General features: G+C 62.4%; 8 protein-coding genes (1 of these 8 running past the window's edge). All 8 read left to right on the top strand.

Annotation, left to right across the window (positions count from 1 at the left end):
• Positions 1–50: 50 nt before the first annotated feature.
• Complete coding sequence (locus F4Z81_02985) at positions 51–1,109, top strand: peptide chain release factor 2 (protein ID MXW04014.1); 1,059 nt, start codon at positions 51–53, stop codon at positions 1,107–1,109.
• Between the two features lie 249 nt (positions 1,110–1,358).
• Positions 1,359–2,858: a lysine--tRNA ligase gene (gene lysS, locus F4Z81_02990; protein ID MXW04015.1), complete on the top strand. Its 1,500-nt coding sequence runs from the start codon at positions 1,359–1,361 to the stop codon at positions 2,856–2,858.
• Positions 2,729–4,183, top strand: a complete 1,455-nt coding sequence (locus F4Z81_02995) for an FtsX-like permease family protein (GenBank protein ID MXW04016.1) — start codon at positions 2,729–2,731, stop codon at positions 4,181–4,183. The genes lysS and F4Z81_02995 overlap by 130 nt, the downstream gene beginning before the upstream one ends.
• Positions 4,184–4,227: 44 nt before the next feature.
• Entirely contained in the window at positions 4,228–4,947 is a 720-nt protein-coding gene (locus F4Z81_03000) for an ABC transporter ATP-binding protein (protein ID MXW04017.1), read from the top strand.
• Between the two features lie 93 nt (positions 4,948–5,040).
• Positions 5,041–5,364 carry a hypothetical protein gene (locus F4Z81_03005; protein ID MXW04018.1) on the top strand — a complete coding sequence of 108 codons (324 nt, stop codon included), beginning with the start codon at positions 5,041–5,043 and terminating at the stop codon, positions 5,362–5,364.
• Positions 5,357–6,436: a protein arginine kinase gene (locus tag F4Z81_03010; GenBank protein MXW04019.1), complete on the top strand. Its 1,080-nt coding sequence runs from the start codon at positions 5,357–5,359 to the stop codon at positions 6,434–6,436. The genes F4Z81_03005 and F4Z81_03010 overlap by 8 nt, the downstream gene beginning before the upstream one ends.
• Before the next feature lie 66 nt (positions 6,437–6,502).
• The gene (locus tag F4Z81_03015; GenBank protein MXW04020.1) at positions 6,503–8,974 is read left to right on the top strand and encodes an ATP-dependent Clp protease ATP-binding subunit; all 2,472 of its coding nucleotides are present in this window, start codon (positions 6,503–6,505) and stop codon (positions 8,972–8,974) included.
• A 67-nt stretch (positions 8,975–9,041) separates the two neighbouring features.
• Positions 9,042–9,580, top strand: the 5' end (the start) of a protein-coding gene (gene bamA / locus F4Z81_03020) for an outer membrane protein assembly factor BamA (protein MXW04021.1). The gene runs 1,972 nt beyond the window's last position; only the first 539 of its 2,511 coding nucleotides appear in the window; the start codon lies at positions 9,042–9,044; the stop codon falls past the right edge of the window.

Below are 9,580 nucleotides of genomic sequence, written 5' to 3' on the forward strand. Positions count from 1 at the left end.
ACCATCCGAAATCAAGAACGCGCTGGAAGCGTGCCGGAGCCAGTTGTCCTATCTCTGGAGGGGCCTTTGACATAGAGAACCGGCAGGCGGAGACGGCCCGGCTCGAAGGCGTCACGGGCGAACCGGACTTCTGGAACAACCAGGCCAGGGCCCAGGCGATCAGCCGGCAGATCAGCGATCACAAGAAGATCATCGATGGCTGGAACGAGATGGGCAGCCAGGCCGAGGACCTGGAGACCCTGTTTGAAATGGCCGTAGAAGAAGACGACCGGGACGCTTTCGACGAGATAGAAGAAGGGGTCCGGTCGCTGCAGGGCCTCCTTGAGGCGGCGACGCTGCAGAGCATGCTGTCGGCCCCCGACGACACGAAGAACGCCATCGTTTCCATTCACCCGGGGGCGGGCGGTACCGAGTCCCAGGACTGGGCGGAAATGCTCATGCGCATGTACCTGCGCTGGATGGAATCACGGGACTACGCCTTCGACACCCTGGACCTGCAGCCGGGTGAGGAAGCCGGCATCAAGAGCGTATCCATCGAAGTCACGGGCGAATACGCCTACGGGTACCTCAAGGCGGAAGCCGGGGTCCACCGCCTCGTGCGCATCTCCCCCTTCGATTCGAACCACCGGCGGCACACCTCCTTCGCCTCGGTTTCCGTGCTACCTGAAATCGACGATCCGGGCGATATCGATTTAAACGAGACGGACCTGGAGATCGACGTCTACCGGGCGAGCGGCGCCGGAGGCCAGCACGTGAACAAGACCTCTTCGGCCGTGCGCATCACCCACCGGCCTTCCGGCATCGTCGTGCAGTGCCAGTCGGAGCGGTCCCAGCACCGCAACCGGGAAAGCGCCATGAAAGTGCTCATGTCCCGCCTCTACCAGCAGCGGCAGGATGAGATCCGGGAGAAAAGGGAACGTCTCGAAGGCGACAAGAAGGACATCGCGTGGGGCAGCCAGATCCGTTCCTACGTTTTCCACCCCTACACCATGGTCAAGGACCACCGGACCGGAACGGAAGTCGGCAATATCCAGTCCGTGATGAACGGCGGGATCGATGCCTTCATCGAGGCCTACCTCCGCAGTGGAGACTCCGCGAAAAGCGACTGAAACCGCCCCCGCACGCATGCCGCACGCGCCCATCCCGCACGTCCCGCCGCACATCCGCCGCGCGCCCCCGCACGCATGCCGCACGGACCCCCGCCGCACGGTGTTCCGATAGTCCTTTTTCGTTGACAGGACGGCCTGTCGCGCCTATATTCCGGTGCCCGTCCGGCAGGCCGGTCGGCGCATCGATCAATCCGCAGCGCGCCTCTACCGGGGTCCGCCACCAACCATGAAGTCCTTCGGAGCAAACGGGTGAACCGCCCGATCGAATTCAACCGTCAACGGTACAGCAAACTCGAAGAGATCCGCGCGCGCGGCATCGATCCGTACCCCGTCCGATACGACGTAACCCATCCCGCCCAGTCCATTCTCGATCAGGCGGAATCACTGATCGAATCCGCCGAGCCCGTCGCGGTAGCGGGCCGGATTACGTCCAAGCGGGGCCATGGCAAGTCCGGATTCGCCCACCTGCTCGACCGTACCGGCCGGATCCAGATCTACGTCCGGCTCGATCGCGTCGGACCGGAAGCCTACGAGGTCTACGACCAGTTGATCGAGGTCGGGGACTACCTGGGCGTGAAAGGCGCCGTCTTCACCACCCGGACCGGTGAAACCACCGTCATGGCGGACGAACTGACGCTGCTGTCCAAGTCGTTGCGCGCTTTGCCCGAGAAGTGGCACGGCCTCCGGGATATCGAGACCCGGTACCGGCAGCGCTACGTCGACCTGATCATCAATCCCGGGGTCAAGGAGGTCTTCCTCAAGCGCTCGCGGCTCATCCGGTCCATCCAGCGGTTCATGGACGGCGAGGGCTTCATCGAAGTCGAAACACCGATCCTTCAGCCCCTTTACGGCGGCGCGCTGGCACGTCCATTCAAGACCCATCACCAGGCGCTCGATATGGCGCTGTACATGCGCATCGCCGATGAACTCTACCTCAAGCGGCTGATCGTCGGCGGCATGGAGCGCGTGTATGAAATCGGGCACGACTTCCGGAACGAAGGGATCGACCGCACGCACAATCCCGAGTTCACGATGCTGGAGTTCTATATCGCTTACGTTGATTACCAGTACATCATGGACCTGGTAGAGCGCCTCTTCGTCGCGGTCTTCGAGGAGGTAAACGGCACGCTGGAGCACACCTACCAGGACCAGCCTATCGATCTGACCCCGCCCTGGCCGAGAATTCCCATGCTCGACGCTATCCGCGAATACAGCGGTATCGACGTCGCCGGCCTTTCAACCGAAGAGCTCGCCACGGTCTGCGGCGAACGGGGACTGGATGTGGACGCCGAGCTGGGCCGGGGCCGGATGATCGACGGACTCTTCGAGCATTTCGTGCAGGACCGCCTCGTGAATCCGACCTTCATCACGGACTATCCCGTGGAGATCTCCCCCCTGGCCAAGCGCCGCCGGGACGATCCCGATCTTACCGAGCGGTTCGAACTCTTCATCTGCGGAAGCGAGTTCGCGAACGCCTTCACCGAGTTGAACGACCCGGTGGACCAGCGCCGCCGGTTCGAGGAGCAGGTGGAAATGCAGCGGAAGGGCGACGGGGAAGCCCACGCCATGGACGAAGACTTCCTGCGCGCCATGGAATACGGCATGCCGCCCACCGGGGGATGCGGCATCGGCATCGATCGGCTTGCCATGCTGGTTACCGACTCGGCCAACATCAAGGACGTGCTCCTCTTTCCCCACCTCCGCAGGGAATCCTTCGAAGACGAACCGGGCGCACAGGATGCCGAATAGTGCTGCGTAAACGATGGTCATACGAATGGTTCATCGCTCTGAGATACCTGCGCTCCAAGCGGCAGAACCGGTTCGTTTCCCTCATCACCTACATATCCGTGGGCGGCGTCCTGGTGGGCGTTGCCGCCCTCGTCATCGTCCTCTCACTGTTCAACGGCTTTGAAAGCGAAGTACGGGAACGGATCATCGGGGAGCGCGCGCATATCAATGTGTATTCGCTGCTCGGCGATGGTTCGATTTCCGAATACGATCCGTTGATCGACGTCATCCTGTCGGTGGACGAGGTGGTCTCGGCCGCGCCATACGTGCTGGAGAAGGCCGTCTGCGCACCAGTGCCTACGACGCGAAATGCGGCGGCGGGCGTCATCGTGCACGGGCTGGACATCACATCGGGCCGCCTGGCCACGAACCTCGAGGAAAACATCGCCTTCGGCACCCTGGACCTGACGGCCGCGCCCGATCCGGCCAATCCGGCCGGGAGACCGCTGCCCGGGATCGTCCTGGGCCGGGGCCTGGCGGATCAGCTGGGGATCGTCGTCGGTGAGAGGGTGGCTCTGGGCAACATCCAGGGTTTCTCCCTGACCTCGGCGCTCACGCCTTACATCCGGCCGTACAGGGTCACGGGCATTTCGGAAACCGGGTTCTACGAGTACGACGCCTCCTCCGCCTATGTCTCCCTGGACGAGTCCCAGAAACTGTTCAAACTCGGAAGCGATATCAACGGCATCGCCGTGCGGGTTGTAGACCGGGACCAGGCGCGTCGTGTCTCCGAAGAAATCGAGGCCGCACTGAACCGCTACGTGGAGGAGACCGCCCAATCCCCTGTTGCGTCAAGCCCGTCCGTAGCGTATTTTACGGTAGACTGGATGCAGCGGCACAAGGGCCTGTTCCGGTGGATGACGCTTGAGAAATGGGGATCCTTCGCCATACTCAACCTGATCATCCTGGTGGCCGCTTTCAACATCGCCAGCACCCTGATCATGGTCGTGCTGGAGAAGACCCGGGACATCGGCATTCTGAAGTCCATGGGCGCCACCGCCGCCAGCATCACCAGGGTATTCATCATCCAGGGGTCCGTGGTCGGCGTCCTGGGTACCCTGCTCGGTTGCGTGATCGGCTACGTGCTTTGCTGGACGCAGCGGACTTTCGAGTTCATCGCGCTGCCGCCGGACATCTATCTGATCGACGCGTTGCCCGTGCGGGTCGACCCGCTGGATTTCGCCAGCGTCGCCCTGGGATCCATGCTGATTTGCGTGATGGCCGCCGTCTATCCGGCCCGGAAGGCCGCCGGCCTGGTGCCGGTCGAGGCGATCAGGCACGAATAGCGAACGCGCCGCGGGACGCGGGAGGAGGACTGGAAGCCAGGAGTATGGCCAACGAATCGCCCATAGCTGATGACCGCCGGACCGATGAAGTGCTGAGCGCGAGAAGCCTGACCAGGGACTTCCTCTCAGGCAACGGCCGGCTCGAAATCCTGAAAGGCATCGACATCGAAATCCGCCGCGGGCAGATCGTGGCGATCCACGGCGCGTCGGGCGCGGGCAAAAGCACCCTGCTGCATATCCTGGGTACGCTGGACCGGCCCACTTCCGGCCAGGTCTTCATCGGCGAAACGAACGCCTTCGACCTGCCGGACGACCGGCTGGCCGAGTTCCGCAACCGGACCGTGGGCTTCGTCTTCCAGGCCCATCACCTGCTGCCCGAGTTCTCGGCGCTGGAGAACGTGATGATGCCGTTGCTGGTGGGGAGATGCGACTGGAACACGGCCCGCGACCGGGCCGGAAGCCTGCTCGCGGAGGTGGGACTGGCGGCGCGGCTCGACCACAAGCCGGTCGCGCTGTCCGGCGGAGAACAGCAGCGGGTCGCCGTGGCCCGGGCCCTGGTGGGCCGGCCCCACATTGTGCTGGCGGACGAGCCGTCCGGCAACCTGGACCGCGGGAACGGGGAAGCGTTGCTGGACCTGATGTGGGATATGTCCCGCAGGCACGGTCAGGCCTTCGTCGTGGTTACCCATGACGAAGACCTTGGCCGGCGCGCGGACCGCGCATTCAGGCTGGAAGACGGACTATTGAACGCTGTGGCGGCCTAGGGTGGCTTCCAGGTCCAGGCTGGTGTCCGGATCCCGGGGTGACGTCCAGGATGGCGACCAGGCCCGGAACGGCGACCAGGGGTTGGATCGGTGATGAAAACGACTTCATGTACACAATGCGGCTTGTCCGCGGCGGAGTTCGGCGATTCGGGACAGTTGGGATGCGCCGCATGCTACCGTGCCTTCAAGGAGACGCTGGTCCCGCTCTTCAAGCAGATTCACGGCAATGAGTTCCATCGGGGCAAGGTCCCCGTGTCCGATCCGTCGCGGCAGAAGACGCGGCGCGAACTGATCGACCTCAGGCGGGCCCTGAAGAAGGCCGTCGGCCGTGAAGCCTACGAACAGGCGGCGGACCTGCGGGACCGCATCAAGGAACTCGAGCGCGGCTCGGACCTGCAGCAGGTGGCCCATGGATAGGCCCATGGACAACGCAATGGAAAACCTGTACACGGAACTGCTGGTCGACGTACCGCAATGGTGCGTGCCTGAAGGCGATACGGCGGACCTGGTGATCAGCAGCCGGGCACGACTTGCGCGGAACCTGACCACCCTGCCCTTCGTGCACCGTTCGATCAAGAACGAGCGGTTCCGCGTGATCGAACAGGTGGAAAACGCCGTCCAGCGCAGCGAAAACGTGGCGCGGTCGGTGTACCTGTCGCTGCTGGACACGTCGGAACTGGACCGCGGGGTGCTGGTGGAAAGACGGTTGATCAGCCCTTCCCTGGCGGACGGGACGCGGCCAGCGGGCGTGTTCATTGGCCCCGGAGAAACCTTCAGCCTCATGGTGAACGAGGAAGACCACCTGCGCCTGCAGACCATCAAGGGCGGCCTGCAGGTGCGCGCCGCCTGGCAGGAAGCGGACAAAATCGATACCGAACTGAGCAAAACACTTGATTTTGCCTTCTCGGATGAGTTTGGTTATTTAACGTCCTGTCCCAGCAACACGGGCACCGGAATGCGGCTGTCGGTGTTAATGCACCTGCCGGGTCTGACCCTGGCGGACCAGATGGCTTCCCTGGGATGCGCCATGGAGGAGATCGGGTTCACGGTGCGGGGACTGCACGGCGAAGGCACCGGGCGATCGGGCAACATGTACCAGGTGTCCAACCAGTGCACCCTGGGACACGCCGAGGAGGAGATCGTAGATCGGCTCGACCGCGTCACGCGCCGGTTGGCCGCCTTCGAGGAACGGGCCTGCGACGCCCTGGCAAGCAGGGCGAAACGCCAGACGGTAGACAGGGTGGCCCGGGCGTACGGCCTGCTTATGCATGCCCGGCTGCTCGGCGAGATGGAAGCGCTGGATGCCCTGTCCATGCTCAGGATGGGCGCGTATATGCGGATCTGCAAGGGCATGGAGACCAGTGCGTTCAACCAGTTGATGATCGCGATACAGCCCGCGCACATCCGGATGGCCTCGGGCCGGGAAATGACGGCGGAGGAACAGGATGAGCGACGCGCGGAGCTGGTCAGGGAACACCTGAGGTACTGACAAAGACGGCGAACACACTCCGGCCGGGGGTTCCGACTCCGGACCATGAAGGGAGGGATGCTCAAGATGCCCCAGGGAAACAACAACAAGTTTACGGAACGGTTCAAAAGGGTGATGCACATCGCCCGGGAAGAAGCCGCTCGACTGCAGCATGACTACATCGCCACGGAGCACCTGCTGCTGGCCTTCATCCGGGATGGGGAAGGGACCGCGGCGGCCATGCTGCGCAACATGGGCATCGATCTCGAAGACCTCCGGCAGTCCATCGAGGAGGCTACGGTATCCCAGTCGAGCGCGCTCACGATCGGCCAGGTTCCCTTTACGCCGAGGGCGAAACAGGCCCTGGAGATCGCCGCGCACGAAGCCAACAACATGAAGTCGAAATACGTGGGGACCGAACACCTGCTGCTCGCGCTGGTCCGGGACAAGCAGGGGATCGCCTCCCAGATCCTCTCGACCTACGACGTGACGTTCGAGAAGATCAAGGAAGAGATTCAGAACATCCAGAGCGACCGTTCGGTGACCAAGAAGGACGCCCAGCGCAGCCGGACGCCCTTTCTGGATCATTTCGGTCGCGACCTCACCGAAATGGCGCGCGGCGGCAAACTCGATCCGGTCATCGGCCGCGACAAGGAAATCGAACGGGTCACCCAGGTCCTCAGCCGGCGGAAGAAGAACAACCCGGCGCTGATCGGCGAGCCCGGCGTGGGCAAGACCGCCATCGCCGAAGGGCTTGCGCAGCGCATCGTGCAGCGCAGCGTCCCCCAGATCCTGGAGAACAAGCGCGTCGTGACGCTGGACATGGCCTCGATCGTGGCCGGGACCAAGTACCGGGGACAGTTCGAGGACCGGCTGAAATCCATCATGGCCGAGATCACCAAGTCGGACGAGGTAATCATCTTCATCGACGAGCTCCATTCGATCGTCGGGGCGGGCGGCGCCGAGGGCAGTCTCGACGCGTCCAACATCTTCAAGCCGGCTCTCGCCCGGGGCGAACTGCAGTGCATCGGCGCCACGACGCTTGACGAGTACCGCAAGCACATCGAAAAGGACGGCGCGCTCGAACGCCGGTTCCAGAAGGTGATCGTGGACCAGCCGAGCATCGAGGAAACCATCGACATGCTCAAAGGGCTGCGCAGCCGGTTCGAGGAATACCATCACGTCAAGTATACGGACGACGCCCTCGAGTTCGCCGTTAAACAGTCCGACCGGTACATCAAGGACCGCTTCCTCCCGGACAAGGCCATCGACATCATCGACGAGGCCGGGTCCAAGGCGCAGCTGTCCAAGATGACGGTCCCCGAGGAGATCCGGGAGATCGAGGAACAGCTCCAGGCCATTCAGGAAAAGAAGGTGGAGGCCGCCCAGCAGCAGGAGTTCGAACGCGCAGCCGCGCTGCGGGACCGACAGGAGGAGCTGCAGCGCGAGTACGACGAGGCGTTCATGGCCTGGCGCGAACGGGTGTCCGACCAGGTGGTGACCGTCTCCGAGAACGACATGGCGCAGATCATCTCGAGCATGACGGGCATACCCATGTTCCGGCTCGAGGAACAGGAATCGAGGAGCCTGCTGCGCATGGAGGACGAGCTGAAGAAACGGATCATCGGCCAGGACATGGCCATCCAGGTGCTGAGCAAGGCCATCCGGCGTTCGCGCTCCGGGCTGAAGAACCCCAACCGGCCCATCGGATCGTTTCTCTTCCTCGGACCCACCGGTGTGGGCAAGACGGAACTGGCCAAGATCCTGGCCTCCTTCCTCTTCCAGGACAGCGACGCCCTGATCTTCATCGACATGTCCGAATACATGGAGAAGTTCAACGTGTCCCGTCTGATCGGCGCTCCGCCGGGCTACGTGGGATTCAACGAAGGCGGGCACCTGTCGGAGAAGGTACGGCGCAAACCCTATTCCGTCATTCTGCTGGACGAGGTGGAGAAGGCCCATCCGGACGTATTCAATATCCTCCTGCAGATACTGGACGAGGGCACGCTGACCGACAGTAACGGCCGCCGGGTGGACTTCCGCAACACGATTATTATCATGACTTCCAATCTCGGCACCCGGGACATCAACAAGGCCGGAGGCCTGGGCTTCCAGCAGGACGCCAAAGTCGACTACGAAAAGATGGAGGCCACCGTCAAGGAAGAGGTGAAGAAACTGTTCAATCCGGAGTTTCTGAACCGGCTCGACGAGTCGGTGGTCTTCCGCCAGTTGAACCCGTCCGACATCTCCCGGATCATCGATCTGCAGCTCAAGGAAATCAACGAAAGGATGAGCGAAAGGGGCATCCGCATTTCATTGACGCAGAGTGCGCGGGAACTGTTGTCCGACAAGGGATATGACCCGGTCTACAACGCCCGGTTCATGAACCAGACCATCCAGCGCATGCTCGAGGATCCGCTTGCGGAAGAGCTGCTGAAGGGCACGTTCGGCGACGGCGATGAAATCAGGGTCGGCAAGAAGGGCGAAAACCTGACGTTCTACAAGGCCGAGACCGCTGATTCCGGCAAAGCGCCCGTCCTCACCGAGTCGGAAGCTTGAAAGCGCGGATCCGCGGGCCGAGTCCTTCCGAGTATGTCCGGTTGAAACCCTCGGACGGGAACCCGTGATGCGGGATGCGCGTAGAATCGACAGCCGGTTCGCTTGCGCCGTGTTCGCTTGCGCCGTTGTCATGTCGATAGCCGGCTTCTGCCGATCGATTACCCGCATGGACGGGAAAGTTGCCTTAGTGTCTTCAAAGTCATCCATGTATTTCAAACCCTTCCTTGTACTGATCCTTACGGGCGGGATTCTTGCCTCCGCATCCGTGAGTCCCCAGAAAGTCTTCGGACAACAGCAGCAGTCTTTGATTGCCGACGTGCGTATCGAGGGGCACGCCAACGTGGATGAACCCCTCATTCGGTCGATGACCGCGCTGAAAGCGGGTAATCCCTACAATCCCCGAGACGGCGCCACTACGATCAAGCAACTGTACCGGCTGGGACTGTTCGAGGACATACGCATCTACGTAAGTGGAGGCGCGACGGGTCTGATCGTGACCGTAAACGTCAAGGAATACCCGTTGCTGGACCGCCTGGAGTTCGAGGGCAACGATAAGATCAAAGACGACGAACTCGAATGCATTTCGGGTATTTTCCAGGGCCAGGC

This window comes from Gemmatimonadota bacterium (assembly GCA_009835325.1).
In the GTDB taxonomy this organism is placed as follows: Bacteria; JAAXHH01; JAAXHH01; order JAAXHH01; family JAAXHH01; genus JAAXHH01.

What these genes read in the sequence shown, in the direction of transcription:
- F4Z81_03010 (MXW04019.1), top strand. Translation starts at nt 5,357, where the DNA reads ATGGATAGGCCCATGGACAACGCAATGGAAAACCTGTACACGGAACTG.
- F4Z81_03015 (MXW04020.1), top strand. Translation starts at nt 6,503, where the DNA reads ATGCCCCAGGGAAACAACAACAAGTTTACGGAACGGTTCAAAAGGGTG.
- F4Z81_02995 (MXW04016.1), top strand. Translation starts at nt 2,729, where the DNA reads ATGCGGCATCGGCATCGATCGGCTTGCCATGCTGGTTACCGACTCGGC.
- F4Z81_03005 (MXW04018.1), top strand. Translation starts at nt 5,041, where the DNA reads ATGAAAACGACTTCATGTACACAATGCGGCTTGTCCGCGGCGGAGTTC.
- F4Z81_03000 (MXW04017.1), top strand. Translation starts at nt 4,228, where the DNA reads ATGGCCAACGAATCGCCCATAGCTGATGACCGCCGGACCGATGAAGTG.